Origin of the sequence: Amycolatopsis sp. NPDC051106 (assembly GCF_040682775.1) — a bacterium.
GTDB lineage: Bacteria > Actinomycetota > Actinomycetes > Mycobacteriales > Pseudonocardiaceae > Amycolatopsis.
Window position 1 is genome coordinate 39,711 of the sequence record NZ_JBFBBQ010000017.1, and the last position, 15,186, is coordinate 54,896.

The 15,186-nt window shown below is 72.3% G+C and carries 14 protein-coding genes; 10 read left to right on the forward strand and 4 right to left on the reverse strand.

Translation table 11 applies throughout. The features are described from left to right. Nucleotides 1–9 precede the first annotated feature (9 nt). The 4 genes from AB0M83_RS15960 to AB0M83_RS15975 are packed head-to-tail and all read left to right on the forward strand — an operon-like array spanning nt 10 to nt 3,627. Nucleotides 10–489, forward strand: coding sequence for a nuclear transport factor 2 family protein (locus tag AB0M83_RS15960; protein WP_364517535.1), 480 nt, complete (start codon nt 10–12; stop codon nt 487–489). Then, complete coding sequence (locus AB0M83_RS15965) at nt 486–1,676, forward strand: hypothetical protein (protein ID WP_364517537.1); 1,191 nt, start codon at nt 486–488, stop codon at nt 1,674–1,676. Before AB0M83_RS15960 ends, AB0M83_RS15965 begins: the two co-directional genes overlap by 4 nt. Further along, complete coding sequence (locus tag AB0M83_RS15970; RefSeq protein WP_364517539.1) at nt 1,673–2,461, forward strand: SDR family oxidoreductase; 789 nt, start codon at nt 1,673–1,675, stop codon at nt 2,459–2,461. Before AB0M83_RS15965 ends, AB0M83_RS15970 begins: the two co-directional genes overlap by 4 nt. A gap of 8 nt (nt 2,462–2,469) precedes the next feature. Beyond that, nucleotides 2,470–3,627 carry a sulfotransferase gene (locus AB0M83_RS15975; protein WP_364517541.1) on the forward strand — a complete coding sequence of 386 codons (1,158 nt, stop codon included), beginning with the start codon at nt 2,470–2,472 and terminating at the stop codon, nt 3,625–3,627. Here AB0M83_RS15975 and AB0M83_RS15980 read toward each other — a convergent pair. Then, a complete protein-coding gene (locus AB0M83_RS15980; protein ID WP_364517543.1) occupies nt 3,606–4,796 on the reverse strand; it encodes a nucleotide disphospho-sugar-binding domain-containing protein in 1,191 nt (396 codons plus the stop codon). The two genes, AB0M83_RS15975 and AB0M83_RS15980, sit on opposite strands and share 22 nt — an antisense overlap. Before the next feature lie 32 nt (nt 4,797–4,828). Between AB0M83_RS15980 and AB0M83_RS15985 the strand changes: the two genes are divergently transcribed. Continuing rightward, nucleotides 4,829–5,455, forward strand: a complete 627-nt coding sequence (locus tag AB0M83_RS15985) for a TetR/AcrR family transcriptional regulator (protein ID WP_364517545.1) — start codon at nt 4,829–4,831, stop codon at nt 5,453–5,455. Between the two features lie 6 nt (nt 5,456–5,461). On the opposite strand, the gene AB0M83_RS15990 is transcribed toward AB0M83_RS15985, so the two are convergent. Both AB0M83_RS15990 and AB0M83_RS15995 read right to left on the reverse strand, forming a co-directional pair. Beyond that, on the reverse strand, nt 5,462–6,034 hold the full coding sequence (locus tag AB0M83_RS15990; RefSeq protein WP_364517684.1) for a GNAT family N-acetyltransferase: 573 nt from the start codon (nt 6,032–6,034) through the stop codon (nt 5,462–5,464). A 246-nt stretch (nt 6,035–6,280) separates the two neighbouring features. Further along, the gene (locus AB0M83_RS15995) at nt 6,281–7,945 is read right to left on the reverse strand and encodes a GGDEF domain-containing protein (RefSeq protein ID WP_364517547.1); all 1,665 of its coding nucleotides are present in this window, start codon (nt 7,943–7,945) and stop codon (nt 6,281–6,283) included. 145 nt (nt 7,946–8,090) lie between these two features. Between AB0M83_RS15995 and AB0M83_RS16000 the strand changes: the two genes are divergently transcribed. Together AB0M83_RS16000 and AB0M83_RS16005 are read left to right on the forward strand one after the other, a co-directional pair. Next, complete coding sequence (locus AB0M83_RS16000; protein WP_364517549.1) at nt 8,091–8,441, forward strand: metalloregulator ArsR/SmtB family transcription factor; 351 nt, start codon at nt 8,091–8,093, stop codon at nt 8,439–8,441. Then, on the forward strand, nt 8,438–9,076 hold the full coding sequence (locus AB0M83_RS16005) for an SRPBCC family protein (RefSeq protein WP_364517551.1): 639 nt from the start codon (nt 8,438–8,440) through the stop codon (nt 9,074–9,076). The genes AB0M83_RS16000 and AB0M83_RS16005 overlap by 4 nt, the downstream gene beginning before the upstream one ends. Here the strand turns inward: AB0M83_RS16005 and AB0M83_RS16010 are convergent. Then, a complete protein-coding gene (locus AB0M83_RS16010) occupies nt 9,073–9,462 on the reverse strand; it encodes a PASTA domain-containing protein (RefSeq protein WP_364517553.1) in 390 nt (129 codons plus the stop codon). The genes AB0M83_RS16005 and AB0M83_RS16010 overlap by 4 nt on opposite strands. Before the next feature lie 103 nt (nt 9,463–9,565). Here AB0M83_RS16010 and dgt point away from each other — a divergent pair, with 103 nt between their 5' ends. From dgt to AB0M83_RS16025, 3 genes are all read left to right on the forward strand, one after another. After that, complete coding sequence (gene dgt, locus AB0M83_RS16015) at nt 9,566–11,137, forward strand: dGTP triphosphohydrolase (RefSeq protein WP_364517555.1); 1,572 nt, start codon at nt 9,566–9,568, stop codon at nt 11,135–11,137. A gap of 308 nt (nt 11,138–11,445) precedes the next feature. Continuing rightward, nucleotides 11,446–14,322, forward strand: coding sequence for a S8 family serine peptidase (locus AB0M83_RS16020; RefSeq protein WP_364517557.1), 2,877 nt, complete (start codon nt 11,446–11,448; stop codon nt 14,320–14,322). A gap of 72 nt (nt 14,323–14,394) precedes the next feature. Then, nucleotides 14,395–15,066 (forward strand): acVLRF1 family peptidyl-tRNA hydrolase, encoded by a 672-nt coding sequence (locus AB0M83_RS16025; protein ID WP_364517559.1) that lies wholly within the window; start codon nt 14,395–14,397, stop codon nt 15,064–15,066. The last annotated feature ends 120 nt before the right edge of the window (nt 15,067–15,186 follow it).

Sequence of the window (15,186 nt, forward strand, 5' to 3'; positions counted from 1 at the left end):
CCTGGGGACATGGACCTGGTCGTACTCGAAGAGATCAAGCGGCTGAAGTACCGGTACCTGCGCGGCGTGGACCTGAAGCTGTGGGACGAGGTGGCCGACACCTTCACCGTCGACGCCACGGCCGACTACGGGACGCACGCCGTGGGTGGCGACGGGAAGAAGTTCGAGGGACGCGACGCGATCGTCGAGTTCCTCACCAAGAGCCTCGGCAACGGCATCATCACCGTCCACCACGCAGGTCAGCCCGAGATCGAGGTCGACGGCGACACCGCGACCGGGCGGTGGTCGTTCACCGACAAGGTCATCGTCCCCGACCACAAGGTGATCATCGAGGGCGCCGCCTTCTACGAGGACACCTATCGCCGCGAGGCCGACGGCGCCTGGCGGATGACGCACATCGGGTACGTCCGGACCTACGAGTCGATGCTCTCGTGGGCCGACAACCCGGGCTTCCGGCTGCTCGCGAACCGCTGGGCCGTGCCGGCATGATCGAGAACGAGTTCTCGTTGACCAGGTCGTTCGCCGACGCGATCGCCGAGGCCGAGAAACTGATCGCCGAAGCCCCGCCCGCGCAGACCGAACAGGGCCTCCTGGAGGGCTACGACTACCTCGCCGGGAGCATCCGCGCGTCGCTGCAGATGGCGTGGGCCTACCAGCGCGACTTCCCGTACTTCACCGCGTCCACCGGGCCGTACACGAAGATGGGCCTGGACAACCCGGACACCCTCTACTTCAACGCGAACATCCGCGCCGACCGCGAGTACCTGGTCACCGGGGTCCGCGGGACCACCGCCGACCTCAGCTTCCAGATCCTCAACGGCGACTACTCGCCGGTCGTGGTGCCCGACAGCCTCGCCGCGTTCGACGACCGCGCGATCGAAATCGACGAAGACGGCCGGTTCGAACTGCGCTTCGGCCCGGCTCGCGAGAACCCCGGGCCCAACTACTTCGTCCTGGGCGAGGGCTCGTCGATGCTCGTCGTCCGCGAGGTCCACAGCGACTGGGCTACCGAGAAGCGCGGCGAGATCCGGATCCAGTGCGTCGACACGGCGGGCCACGCGCCGCCGGTGCCGGACCTCTCGGCGATGGCCAAGCGCTACGGCGTCACGGGCAAGATCCTGCTGAGCCGGCTGAGGACGTTCCTGGCCTTCCCGAAGTGGTTCTACGACAACCTGCCGGTGAACACGATGACCGAGCCCCGCTCGACGCCGGGCGGGCTGACCACGCAGTTCTCCTCGGCCGGGCACTACGAACTCGGCGACGAGGAGGCGATGGTCGTCACCGTGCCGAAGTGCGCGGACGCGCCGTACCAGGGCATCCAGCTCGGCAGCCTCTGGTACGTCTCGCTCGACTACGTCAACCACCAGACGAGCCTCACCGCCGACCAGGCGCGCGTCGACCCGGACGGCAAGATCCGGTTCGTCATCAGCGAGCGCGACCCCGGCGTGGCGAACTGGCTGGAGCGCACCGGGCACGACCGCGGGTACGTCCAGATCCGCTGGCAGCGGCTCGCGCGGGACCTCGGCCCGGCCGACGGGCCGGTCGTCGAGGTGGTCAAGGTGGACGAACTGCCCGACCGCCTGCCGTTCTACGACGAAGCGCGCGTGACGCCGGCCGAGTGGACGGCGCGGATCGCGGCCCGGCAGGACGCCGTCGCCGCCCGGATGCTGGGGTGAGCGTGGAGAACCTGTTGCAGGGCAAGGTGGTCGTGGTCTCGGGCATCGGCCCGGGACTCGGCCGGTCGATCGCCGTGCGCAGCGCGCTGGCCGGCGCGGACGTCGTCCTCGCCGCGCGCACCGAGTCACGGCTCACCGAGGTGGCCAAGGAGGTCACCGACCTCGGGCGGCGCGCCGTCGCGGTCCGCACCGACATCGACGACGAGGACTCCGCCGCGCACTTGGTGAGCGAGGCGGTCGAGGCATTCGGCCGGGTGGACACGGTGGTGCACAACGCCTTCGCGGTCCCGCCGCTGACCGATCTGGCCACTGTGGACCTCGACGCCGTCCGGGCCGGGTTCGAAACGGCCGGGATCTCGGTGCTGCGCCTGACCCGGCTGTTCCTGCCCGCGCTCAAGGAGAGCAAGGGCTCGCTGGTGATGATCAACTCGGCGGTGCTGCGGCATTCGCGGCGCACGTTCGGCGCCTACAAGATGGCGAAGTCGGCGCTGCTGTCGCTCTCGCAGAGCCTCGCCAGCGAACTCGGGCCCGACGGCATCCGGGTCAACACGGTCGCGCCCGGGTACATCTGGGCGCCGAACCTCAAGTGGTACTTCGCCTACCTGGCCAAGGAACGCGGCACCACGCCGGAGGAGATCTACGCCGAGACCGCGTCCACAATAGACCTGCGGAAGCTGCCGGAGCCCGACGAGATCGCCGACGCCGTGGTGTTCCTCGCCTCGCCGATGGCGCGCGCGATCACCGGGCAGTGCCTCGACGTCAACGGCGGCGAGTACCACCACTAGGAGGATCCATGCTCCCCGGCCGCGAAGACGTCGGCACCGTCGAGGACCTGCACGCGTCGGCCACCAAGCTCACCGGGCTCGGCGACTTCGGTGACGACGAGTACGTCGAAGGCCTGCGCGTGCTGCTGGAGTCGTACGAGGCCGACGAGGACCTCACGCCGTTCGGCAACAAGGTGCACCGCGCGATGCTGCGCGGCGCGCTCGTCGCCCGGCTGCTCAGCGAGGCCGGCTGGAAGCAGCACCCGGCGTCGGCTTCCGTGGCGATCGAGCGGCCGATCTTCGTCACCGGCCTGCCCCGCACCGGCACGACCGCGCTGCACCGGCTGCTCGCCGAGGACCCGGGGCACCAGGGCCTCGAAGTCTGGCTCGCCGAGGTCCCGCAGCCGCGGCCGCCGCGCTCGACGTGGGCGGAGAACCCGGTGTTCCAGGGGATCCAGGCCGGGTACGAACGCCACCACGTCGAGCACCCGGAGTTCATGGGTGTCCACCACATGTCCGCGGACCAGGTGGAGGAGTGCTGGCAGCTGCTGCGCCAGTCGATGCGGTCGGTGTCGTTCGAATGCCTCGCGCACGTGCCGCGCTACTCGCGCTGGCTCGCGAAGCAGGACTGGACGGACGCCTACGCCCGGCATCGGCGGAACCTGCAGCTGATCGGGCTGCCGGACGCGGGCAAGCGGTGGGTGCTCAAGAACCCGAGCCACCTCTTCGCCTTGGACGCGCTGATGGCGGCGTACCCGGACGCGCTGGTGATCCAGACCCACCGCGCGCCGAGCACGATCATGGGCTCGATGTGCAGCCTCGCCGAGAAGGCGGCGGACGGCTGGTCGGCGAAGTTCCGCGGCGAGGTGCTCGGCAAGTCCCAGCTCGACCTGTGGGCCCGCGGCGCGGACGAGTTCCACGCGGCCCGCGCCCGGTACGACGCGGCCCAGTTCTGCGACGTGCGCTACGAGGATTTCGTGGCGGACCCGATCGGCACGGTGTCCACAGTGTACGACCACTTCGGACTGACGCTGACCGGCGACGCGCGGGCGGCGATGACCGCGCTGCACACGGAAAGCCGCTCGGGCTCGGCGAAGCCCGCGCACAGGTACAGCCTGGCGGACTTCGGCCTGACGCCGGAGGAGGTCGACGAGCGGTTCGCGGGTTACCTGCGTGCGTACTTCTGACCGGCGGTGATCAGCTCGACCACGTCGTCCATCGCCGGTCCCGCGGCCATTTCGGCGGCCAGCTCGCGCGCCCGGCCCCGGTAACGCGGCTCGTCCAGCACGGCGCGGACGTCCCGCCTGATCGTCCGCGGTGAGGCCGAGGCGCGGGCGCGGCCGATCCCGGCGCCGGACCAGGTGACCCGGGCGGCGACCTCGCGCTTGTCCTCGCTGGCCCCGACGACGACCAGCGGCACCCCGTAGCGGAGAGCGTGGTTGACGCCGCCGTACCCGCCGTTGCCGACCATGGCGGCGCAGCGGGGGAGCAACTCGTCGTAGGGCAGGAAGTCCGCGACGCGCACGTTGGCCGGCAGCGGGCCCGGGCTCAGCCGGCCACCGCATGTAGTGGCGACGACCAGCACGTCTTCGTCGGCGAGGGCGGCGATCGTGGGTTCGACGAGCCGGCCGAGGTCGTCGTTCGCGACCGTCCCCTGGGTCACGTGCACCACCGGGCGGGAGCCGTCGAGGTCGTCCCACCACGGCGGCAGCGGGTGCTCGCTCGCCGCGCTGATCGTGGTCGGCCCGATGAAGTGCAGCGGCGCGTTCGGTCGTGGGTATTCGAAGCCCCGGCAAGTCATCTGCAGCACGCCGTCGCTGTGCAGCGGCCAGTTCGCGAAGAGCATGCCGGGGTCCTCGCCCAGTACTTCACGGGCTCGCCGCTGCGCCGGTCCGAGCACCCACGGTGCCAGCACCTTCAAGAGCGCGCTGTTCGGGCCGCTCGGCACCGGCGGCATGAACGGCAGGAACCCGAGCACCAGCACACGTGGCCGGTGCTCGCGGCGGACCAGCGCGAGGCCGGCCATGAACAGCGGGTCGCACAGGACGACGTCGACGTCGAGGTCCAGGACGCTCAGCTGGGCGGGCAGCGCGTTCACGAAGTTCGCGAGTTCGAACCGGGCGAGTTTCAGCCCCCGTTTCCCGGCGCGGCCGGGGATCGAGCCGTCCAGGTCGGTTTCGTCGAAGTCGGCTTCCGGCGGCAGGACTTTCACGGTGGCTTTCCCGAACGCCTCCCGGTAGCGCTCGCCGGTGACGACGGTGACAGCGTGCCCGGCGGCGAGCAGGGCTTCGACGATCGGCTTGGTCGGGCCGACGTGGCCGCGAGCGGGCTGGACGCAGACGAGTACGCGGCTCATGGTTCCCCCTGATTGACCGATACGCTGTACTGATGAACATACCGGAGTCCGGGGGCGCGCGGCGCCGTTATGAGTCACCGGTGCGCGAGGCACGCGCCCGGCGCACCCGCGAGCACGTGGTGACGACGGCCGGGCGGCTGTTCGCCGAGCGCGGCTACGCGGGCACGAGCGTGCGGCAGATCGCGGCCGCGGCCGGGGTGAGCCTCGAGACGGTGACGCAGGCCGGGCGCAAGGCCGACCTGCTGCTCGCCGCGTTCCAGGACGTCTTCGCGGGCGACCCGGACGCGGTGAACCTGGACGCGCTGGTGGGGCCGGCCGGGCCGGCGGACCTGCCGGCGGTGGTGGGGCTGCTGGCCGAAGGGCTGCGCCGGTCGTTGCCGATCTGGCGCGCGTTCACGACCGCGGCGGCGGCCGACCCGGCGGTGGCGGCGGTCCGCGCGGAGCTGGCGGTGGCCCGCCGCACGGAGATCGTGGCGCGCCTGGAGGCGGCGGGCTTGGCTCCGCCGGGTGACTGCGGCCGCCTGGCGGACGCGATCGGCCTGCTCACGTCCCACGAGGCGTACGACCATCTGACGGCGGTGTGCGGCTGGCCGCACGAGGACTACGTGTCGTGGGCCGCGGCGGCGATCCGGGCCCAGCTCACCCTCGCCTGGCCGTGAGAACCTTCAGCGCCGGTAGGCGTAGTGGATGAGTCCTTCGTGGAGCTTGCCGACCTTGTCGTACAGCGCCCGAGCCGGGGCGTCTTCCAGCGTGTTCCAGTAGAGGCCGGGGAACCCGTGCTCCTCGGCGTCCCGTGCCACCCATTCGATCACGGCCGTCGCGACACCCCGCCGCCGGACGGCCGGGTCCACGAACAGGTCCGCCAGGTAGCACTTCCCGGCGTACCAGACACTCGCGTGGAACAAGTAGTGCGCGATACCGACCATCCGGCCGTCCAGGTGGGCGGCGACGCCGCGGATCCGTTCGTCGTCGAGCAGGCGCCGCCAAGTCCGTTCGTAGGCGTCGTCACCGCGTTCGACGGCGAAGTAGGTGTCCTTGGCCCGGGCCAGCGGTTCCCAGGAGGCACGGTCGGATTCGGCCAGGAAGCTGATCTCCACCATGCGGCTCATCCTGCCGCGCCGTCGGGCCCGGCGGCGTGGCGGCGAGCGCGACGCTGTACACGACGCAACGGGTAGTGATGAACGGTCGTCCGTGGCCGACGCGACCGAAGCGGCGCGCCGGAAACGGGCTGCAGAGATGCGGCAGGGTCAGGTACTCGGTGAACAGGTCGGCGTCGCTGGTCCACACCCACCCGGGCCATCAAGCGCCGGAGTCCGAAGGTGCGATCTTTCCGGTAGCGAGCCACTCGAGCAAGCACGCACCCGGGACGCGAAGAGGTCGTAGCGCGTGGCCATCCGTGCGGTCGGGAGCCCGATCGGCTGCCGCACGGAGGCCGAGCCGAACTGCTCGTCGTCGAGTACCTGTTTGGCCCGGTCGGCACCACCCTAACCCGCGGCGGCCTGCAGGCCGCGGGTTCCGATGCCGCGCAAGACTTCGACGCGGTCCGAGCCCGGCCGGCCGAGCACCCAGCTCGATCCCGGTACCGCCTTGGCGCGCTTCTTCAACGGCGCCAGCAGCCGCGAAACCTCCTGGTACGAGCGGATCGAGCCGCTCGCGCAGACCAGCGTCGCCAGGGATACCGTCACCGGCATGCCGTCGGCCGTCCAGGGGCGGTCCAGCAGGGCGCCCGCCACCGTCGCGATCTCGTCGACGTCGCAGACCACCAGGAAGTCGTCGCCGCCGACGTGGCTGACCCGCATGCGGCGGAGGCCGCCGCCCAGCTCGGTGAGCGCGCCGCCCAGCTCGCGGATCAGGTCGTCGCCCGCGGCGAACCCGGCCGTGTCGTTGACCGTCTTGAACGCGTCGATGTCCAGCCACGCGGCGACGAACGGCTCGCCGATCGTGATCCGGCGGGCGACGTCGCGGGCGACCGTGTCGCTGCCCGGCAGCCGCGTCAACGGGTTGAGCGCCGCCGCGGCCTCGACCTTCGCCTCCGCCACGCCGCGCACCACCTCGGTCACCAGCACCACGCCCAGGCAGCGGCCGGCCTCGTCGACCACGACGACGTCGTCGCCGGTGCGGCCCCAGTCGGCGTCGGTGACCAGCTCGAGGAACTCCATCGCGCCCGCGCGGGCCTCGATCGTGTGCGGGGTGTCGGCGAGCCGCGCCGCCGGGCGCTTCGCGTGCAGCGCGTGCCCGTACGGCCCGGTGACCGCGACGAGGAACCGCGTCCGGTCGACCGACCAGCGCGGCCGGTTCTGCTCGTCGACGCCGATGACGCCGCTCGGCGCGTCCGCCGCCGCCAGCGTTTCCCGGACGTCGTCGCAGGTCGCGGTGTCCGGCAGCGTCGTCGCCGGGCGGAGGAAGTCGCCGACGCACTGCGCCGGACCCGGCGCGCGGGTAGCCGGCTGGGATCGCGTGAGCAGCGCCGGGGCGGGGCCGGCGGCCGTGGGCGGGGCGAGCAGGGTGCCCTGCGCGATCCGGATGCCGAGGCCGCGGACGGCGTCGAGCTGGGCGTCGGTCTCCACGCCGGTCGCGACGAGCCGGGTGCCGGTGCGGTGGGTGTAGTGCAGCAGCGCCTCGACGAGGGCGGCCGGCGCCGGGTCGTCCGGCAGCCCGCGCAGCGCCGTGCGGTCGAGCTTGACCAGATCGACCGGCGCCTCGACGAGCAGGCCGAGCGGCAGGTCACCGCGGCCGAGGCCGTCGAGCGCGAGCCGGAAGCCGAGCTCGGTGAGCGTCCGCATCCCGGCGAGCGCGCGCTCCGCGGGCAGCGGCGTGAACGGCGGCCCGATCTCGAGGACGATGTCGCGGGTGCGGCGCCCGGCGTCGCCGAGCGCTTCGAGGAGGTCGTCGTACATCGCCGACGGCGCGGCGAGGGTGCGGGCGGAGAGGTTGAGGTGCAGGGGGAGCGACGACTCGTCCTGCCGGACGGCGGCGATCGCGAGCCCGAGGTCGACCTCGGCGAGGCGGCCGTCGCGGCGGGCCTGCGTGAGCAGGTCCGGGACGGTGCCCCGGCCCGGCCTGGCCAGCGCTTCGTGAGCCACGACGCCTCCCGTTTGGAGGCTGTACAGCGGCTGGAAAGCGAAGCGGACCGCGCGTGGCGACTTCACGCCCCGATCGTCGCGGGTCGGGCGGCGAAACGAAACGGATGTCGACTGATGTTCACCGCCGATACCCGGATCGGAGTAACGCAGGGTGACATCGGCCACTTGTTCAGAGTTGACTTATATAAGTCCGTGCTTGTAGCTTGGCGGGGTGCACGCGTTCGACGTCCTCGGTGACCCGGTCCGCCGCCGGATCCTGGAGCTGCTGGCCGACGGCGAGCGGGCGGCCGGCGCGGTGACCGAGGTGATCCGGACCGAGTTCGGCATCTCGCAACCTGCCGTGTCCCAGCACCTGAAAGTGCTGCGCGACAACGGTTTCGCGGTCGTCCGCCAGGACGGGACGCGGCGGCTGTACGCGGTCGGGCACGCGCCGCTGCGCGACGTCGACGCCTGGCTCGACCGGTTCCGCCGGTTCTGGACCCCGCCGCTGGACGCGCTGGCCACCGAAATCGCCCGTGGCAAGCGTGCCCGGCGCCGTAGCGAAGAAGGAGAAGGATCGTGATCGAGGTCAACCACCAGATCAGTGCCGTCCGCAGGACGGTCGGCCGCCGCGTGCTCGAAGCGGGGGAGGCGCGCGTGATGACCATCAGCCAGGTCTACGACACCGACGTCGACGACCTGTGGGACGCCTGCACGAACGCCGAACGCATCCCGCGCTGGTTCCTGCCGGTCAGAGGCGAGCTCAAGGTCGGCGGGAAGTACCAGCTGGAGGGCAACGCGGGCGGCACGGTCGAGCGCTGCGACCCGCCGAAGAGCTTCGCCGCGACGTGGGAGGCCATGGGCGGCGTCAGCTGGATCGAGGTGCGGCTGGCGCCCGAGGGCGACGGCACGCGGTTCGAGCTGGAGCACGTCGCGCACGTCGACGACCACTGGGAGCAGTTCGGCCCGGGCGCGGTCGGCGTCGGCTGGGACATGGCGCTGACCGCCCTCGTCCGGCACCTGGCCGCCGACCCCGGGTACGTGGTCGACCCGGCCGAGGCGATGGCCTGGATGGCGTCCCCGGCGGGCGTCGAGTTCGTGACGTCGGCGAACGAAGCCTGGTACGAGGCCCACGTCGCGGGCGGCGAGGACCAGGCGACGGCCCGCGCGCAGGCGGACCGCTGCCTGGCCGCGTACACCGGCCAGCCGGAGGCTTAGCGCTCGCCGGTCTTGACCGCGGTCAGGGTGATCACCGCGTCGGCCGGGACCTCGGTGCCGGCCGACGGGTCCTGGCCCGTCTGGACCCAGTTGCGGTCGATCACCAGCATGCGGCCCTGGCCGGTGCCGTCGACCTCGCGCAGGTTGTAGAGGCCGGCTTTCTGCATCGTGTCCTGGGCGTCCTGGTGGTTCATGCCGGAGACGTCCGGGACCTTCACCCGCTTGGCCGGCTCAGAGGTCGGGGCCGGTGCGGCGGAGGTCGTGGTTTCGGCGCCGGTCGCGACTGTGGTGGCGGTCGACGCAGGGCTGCCCGCGGGCCCGGCGCCGCAGGCGGCGAGCCCGGTGCCGAGCACCAAGGCGGCGGCGAGGCGAATCGGGCGGTTCATGGCGGCTCCTCTTCCTGACGTGGATACCCCTTCAATCGATCCGCGAACTCGTGACGTTGCCCATCGATCGGGTGAACCGGAGGCCGCCGGATAGGGTCGGCGCATGGATCAGGGCAGTGAGCAGACCGACCCGAGGGTGCTGCGGCGGGACCCCGTCGCCAATGCCGGCGGGTTCACCGACCTGGCGACCAGCCCGTTCCGGATCGACCGCGACCGCATCGCCGCGTCCCCGTTCTTCGCCCGGCTCGGCGGCGTCACGCAGGTCGTCAGCGCCGGCGGGGCCGGGCTCCTGCACAACCGGCTCACCCACAGCCTGAAGGTCGCGCAGGTCGCCCGCGCCATCGCCGAGCGGATCACCGCCGGGGACGACGCCGGCCTCGTCGACAAGCTGGGCGGCTGCGACCCGGACGTCGCCGAGGCCGCCGCGCTCGCCCACGACCTCGGGCACCCGCCGTTCGGGCACCTCGGCGAGCAGACGCTCGACCGCATCGCCCGGCACCGCTTCGGCCTGGCCGACGGCTTCGAGGGCAACGCCCAGACGTTCCGCATCATCACCACGACCGACGTGCGCGGGCCGTCGGCGATCGGGCTCGACCTGACCACGGCGGTGCGCGCGGCCGTCCTGAAGTACCCGTGGCTGCGGCTGCACCACCCGGCGCCGCACCCGTCCGCGATGGCCGTGCCGCCGCGCGGCGCCGGCGAGCCGGCCGAGGCGCCCGGCACCGGCGCGGCCAAGTTCTCCGCCTACGCCACCGAACTCGACGACTTCGAGCAGGCGCGCGCGGCGTTCGCGGGGCGCGTCGAAGGCTGGCAGCAGACCGTCGAAGCGTCCGTGATGGACACCGCCGACGACATCGCCTACGCCATCCACGACCTGCAGGACTTCCACCGTATCGGCGTCCTGCAGCACGCGCCGGTGGCGGCGGAGCTGGGGGAGTGGCTCGAGCACGCGGGCGAGCTGGCCGCGCTGGACGACGAGACGCTGCACGCGGAACTGCGCCGGCCGGGCCGGTCGCTCGAGCGGGTCCGCCGCCGCATGCACGTCAAGGACGCGTGGATCGTCGACGACGACGCGTTCGCGGCCGCGGTGGCCCGGGTCCGCGCGGAGCTCGTCGACGGCTTGCTGGCCGCGGAGTTCGACGGCTCGATCGAAGCGGAGCAGGCCACGGCGGCGTTCTCGACGAACTGGACCGCGCGCCTGGTCGACGGCGTGTTCGTGCTGGCGTCCCCGTCCACCCGCGCCGGCCACGTGTCGCTGCGCCCCGCCCAGTGGCACGAGGTGCAGGTGCTGAAGTTCGTGCACCGCCGGTTCGTGCTGCTGCGCCCGGACCTGGCGTTGCACCAGCGCGGGCAGGCGGGCGTGGTGTCGAGCCTCGTCGACGCGCTCGACGCGTGGCTGTCCGATCGCGACGAGGTTTCCCGGCTGCCGCGGCGGCTGCACGACCTCGTGGAGCTGGCGCACGCCGAGTACACGGGGCTGGCGCGCTCGGCGCCGGAGCTGCTCGTCGGCGCGACCGGGGAGCCGGTGTCCGGACCGGACGCGGTGCGCGGTCTCGCGCGCGGCCGGGCCGTGGTGGACTTCGTGGCTTCGCTGACGGACAAGCAGGCCGTGACCCTCTTGGACGCGCTGTCCGGGCGGGCCGCCCAGCCGTGGTCGGACTCGTTCGTGTTGTGACCGACGGCTGTCCGGTTCTTGTCCGGTCCGGTAATCCCGTGCAGTGGTATCGCTTGACGCGGCTCGTCCGTTTCGTTCGCCCTGTAACGGTTGTGCGGTTCCGCTGAACGGCCTACGACTTACGGTCCATTCGGGAAATTACCCGTCCGATGTCACTCGAACGGCCGCTGCTTACCGGGAACTCACAGTACTTAGCTTGATCCTGCCGGTGATCACCGGCGATCGGTCAGCGTGAGTCGGGGCACGCGCCTGGAGACAATCGGAGGGCGCACGTGCGTCGTACCCGTTCCACGAGATCGAGATCCACTGTGCTCACAGCCGGGGCCGCGGCGTTGCTCGCCGCCCTCGGCCTCGTGTCGCCGCCCGCCGCGGGCGCCGCCACCGCGTCCACACCGGACACGTTCAGCGAAGTCGCCCAGCAGCAGATCGCCGCCCTGCAGGCGGTCAAGGCGGGCCGCACCGCCGCCGAGTCCAAAGTGGACAGCAACCTCCTCGCCGCGCAGAAGGGCGTCACCAAGCAGCTCAGCGCGCTGCAGTCCGGTGCCCAGGTCTCGTCGGCCGGCACCGTCCTGGTCGACATCCGCGCGAGCAAGGTGACGCCGGACCTCATCAGCGGGCTGACCAAGGCCGGGGCGGGCATCCGCGCGGTGTCCGACCGGTACGCCAGCGTCCGCGCCGAGGTGCCGCTGAACCAGCTCGCCGCGATCGCCGCCCGCGGCGACGTCAAGCGCGTCGAGCAGGCCGACCAGGCCATGACGGCCCGCGAACTGGCCACCCCGGCGACGACGCCGGCCAAGACCGAAACCAAGCAGCAGAAGGCCGACCGCATCGCCGGCGAGCTGCAGAAGGCCGTCTCCGCCAAGTCCCAGCGCAGCGCCGCCGCGGCCGCCACGCTGACCAGTGAAGGCGATCGCGCCCACAACGCCGACATCGCCCGCCAGCAGTTCGGTGTCACCGGCGTCGGCGTCAAGGCGTGCGCGCTGTCCGACGGCGTCGACTCGCTGGCCGCGTCGCAGGCCAAGGGCGAGCTCCCGCCGAACGTCGACGTCATCGCCGGGCAGGAGGGCGACGGCGACGAAGGCACCGCGATGCTCGAGATCATCCACGACCTCGCGCCCAACGCCGCGCTCGGCTTCGCCTCGGCGTTCAACTCCGACGCCAGCTTCGCGGACAACATCCGCAAGCTGCGCTTCGAGTCGCACTGCGACGTCATCGTCGACGACGTCATCTACTTCAAGGAATCCCCGTTCCAGGACTGGATCATCGCCCAGGCCGTGAACGACGTGACCGCGGACGGCGCGCTGTACTTCTCGTCGGCGGGCAACGAGGGCAACGTCGCCGACGGCACCGCCGGGCACTGGGAAGGCGACTTCGTCGACTCCGGCAAGTCGGTCGGCAAGTTCGCCGGCACGGCGCACAACTTCGCCGGCACCGCCGGCAACCAGATCTACGAGCCCGTCTCCGACGCCTCTTCGGCCGGCGTCCCGGTGACACTGCACTGGTCCGACCCGATCGGGCACTCGGCGAACGACTACGACCTCTACCTGCTCAACTCCGCGGGCGGCGTGGTCAGCTTCAGCCAGAACGTCCAGGACGGCACACAGGACCCGTTCGAGATCCTGCAGACGCCGGCCTTCGGCGGCACCGGGCTGCGCCTGGCCGTCGTGAAGTTCTCCGGTGAGAACCGCTACCTGTCGCTGTCCGCGCTGCGCGGCCGGTTCAAGGACTCGGCGGACGGCCTCAAGGCCTTCACCACCCCGGGTGTCACGGTCGGCCACTCGGCCGCGCGGGACGCCTTCAGCGTCGCGGCGGCTCCGGCGGCCAAGGCCTTCGGCCGGGCTCTCGAGCCCGGTGACCCGGCCAACCCGGCGGGCCCGTACCCGGCGGCGTTCAGCGGTGCCACGAAGGCCGAGCGGTTCACCTCCGACGGCCCGCGCCGCGTGTTCTACGAAGCCGACGGCACGCCCATCACCCCGGGCAACGTGTCCTCGACCGGCGGCGAGGTCCGGAACAAGCCGGAGATCACCGCGGCCGACGGCGTGCAGACCAGCGTGACCGGGTTCAACCCGTTCTTCGGCACCTCGGCCGCCGCGCCGCACGCGGCCGCCATCGCCTCGCTGGTGCTGTCCGGCAACCCCGGCCTCCCGCCGTCGGAGGTCCGTGAAGCGCTGATCAACACCGCGATCGACATCGAAACCCCGGGCCGGGACAACTTCACCGGGTCCGGCGTCATCCTCGCGGACAAGGTGCTCGCCTACACCGGTGCCAGCCCGCAGCCGCTCGTGGTGGCGAAGCAGCCGACGGTCACCCCGGCCGACGGCGGCTCCGCGCTCGACCCGGGCGACACGGCCAAGGTGACCCTGCCGGTGACCAACGACGGTGACGGCACCGCCGTGTCGACCAGCGTCGTGCTCACCAGCCCGACCCCGGGCGTCACGGTGGCGCCGCGGTCCAAGTCCTACGGCACCATCAGCCCGGGACAGACCGGCGTCAACGACTTCACCATCACCGTCCCGGCGACGCAGCAGCTCGGCGCGCCGGTCGTCCTGAACGCCCGCGTCACCTTCGCCGGCGCGCACTCGCCGACGACGTCGACGTTCTCGCTGCCGGTCGGCACCCCGTCGCCGGTCGCGCAGGACTTCGCCTACACCGGCGCGCCGGTGGCGATCCCGGACAACAGCCCGGTCGGCGCGTCGGTGACCATCCCGGTCACCGGGGTCGGCCGCGCGTCCAAGGTGACGTTCTCCGTGGACGGCACCACGTGCAGCACCGACCCGAACTCGACGACGGTGGGGCTCAACCATTCCTACGTCGGTGACCTGGTCGGCTCGCTCACCGCGCCGTCCGGGGCCAAGGCCACGGTGTTCCAGCGCAACGGCGGCTCGGGCAAGAACCTGTGCCAGGTCGTCTTCGCCGACACCGCGGCGGCCGCGTTCAGCACGGTGACCTCGGCCAACGCGCCGTTCACCGGAACGTGGCGGCCGACGCAGCCGCTGACCGGCGGCCTGGCGGGCGCGGCGGTCGACGGCACGTGGACGTTCTCCGTGGTCGACGCGGCGGGCGGCGACGCCGGCTCGATCCGCGCGGTCGCCCTGCACATCAACGGGTTCGTGCAGCCCCCGGCGGCCGGAGCGCCGTCGAACGTGCGGGGGTACACGAACAACGGGCCGGTGCACCCGCTGTAACCGGCATCGAGTGAACTGAACCACCCGTACGGGGCCGTCGCGGCGACGCGGCGGCCCCGTACCGTTTCCCCCATGGCGAAGCCCCGGCAGGTCGCGGGCGGCGGCCGCGCGGTGGAGGTACCGCCCGACCGGCTGGCCGGCTGGTTCGACCGCTTCTCCGCCCGCCACGAAGGGGCCGTCGCGACCGAGGTCGCGAAGCGCGCGGTGCGCGTGGTGGCCGCCGACGGCGCCACGGCGACCGCGACCGTCCCTTTCGGACCGCTGGAAGCGCCGTCCGGGACGTTCGACGGCCTGGTCGTCGACGCGCTCCTGGCCCACGCGCTGGTGCCCCGGCGGATCGCGCTGGTGCTGGTGCGGCTGGGCGGCCACAGCGTCGGCGTCGCGCACGGGGGCCGCGTCGAGCTGTCGCGCACCGGCCGGAACCTCGTGCACGGCCGTTCGGCCGCGGGCGGCTGGTCACAGCAGCGCTTCGCCCGGCGTCGCGCGGGCCAGGCGCGCCACGCGCTCGAGGACGCGGCGAAGGACGTCTTCGAAGTGCTCCTGCCCCGGCTGTCCGAAGTGGACGCCGTGGTGCTCGGCGGCGACCGGCGGGCGTTGGCCGCCCTGGGGGAGAACCGCCGGCTGGCGCCGCTGTTCGCCCGGGCCGAGCCGCGCGTGCTCGAGGTCGGCGAGCCGAGCCGGGCCGTGCTCGACGAAGCCGCCGTGCGGGCGCTGTCGGTGCAGGTCACGCTGCACGACGGGTGAGACCGCACACGTCCGGAAAAACCGGTGGACCCCGGCCCGTACACTGGTCTCCGTGGATATCCAGCTGGAGTGACGCCGCCGCCGGTCGACCCGACCGGCCGTTCGACGCTGTCCTCCGTT

Coding starts and splice junctions, on each gene's coding strand:
- AB0M83_RS15960 (WP_364517535.1), top strand. CDS start 10: ATGGACCTGGTCGTACTCGAAGAGATCAAGCGGCTGAAGTACCGGTAC.
- AB0M83_RS15965 (WP_364517537.1), top strand. CDS start 486: ATGATCGAGAACGAGTTCTCGTTGACCAGGTCGTTCGCCGACGCGATC.
- AB0M83_RS15975 (WP_364517541.1), top strand. CDS start 2,470: ATGCTCCCCGGCCGCGAAGACGTCGGCACCGTCGAGGACCTGCACGCG.
- AB0M83_RS15980 (WP_364517543.1), bottom strand. CDS start 4,796: ATGAGCCGCGTACTCGTCTGCGTCCAGCCCGCTCGCGGCCACGTCGGC.
- AB0M83_RS15985 (WP_364517545.1), top strand. CDS start 4,829: ATGAACATACCGGAGTCCGGGGGCGCGCGGCGCCGTTATGAGTCACCG.
- AB0M83_RS16010 (WP_364517553.1), bottom strand. CDS start 9,462: ATGAACCGCCCGATTCGCCTCGCCGCCGCCTTGGTGCTCGGCACCGGG.
- dgt (WP_364517555.1), top strand. CDS start 9,566: ATGGATCAGGGCAGTGAGCAGACCGACCCGAGGGTGCTGCGGCGGGAC.
- AB0M83_RS16025 (WP_364517559.1), top strand. CDS start 14,395: ATGGCGAAGCCCCGGCAGGTCGCGGGCGGCGGCCGCGCGGTGGAGGTA.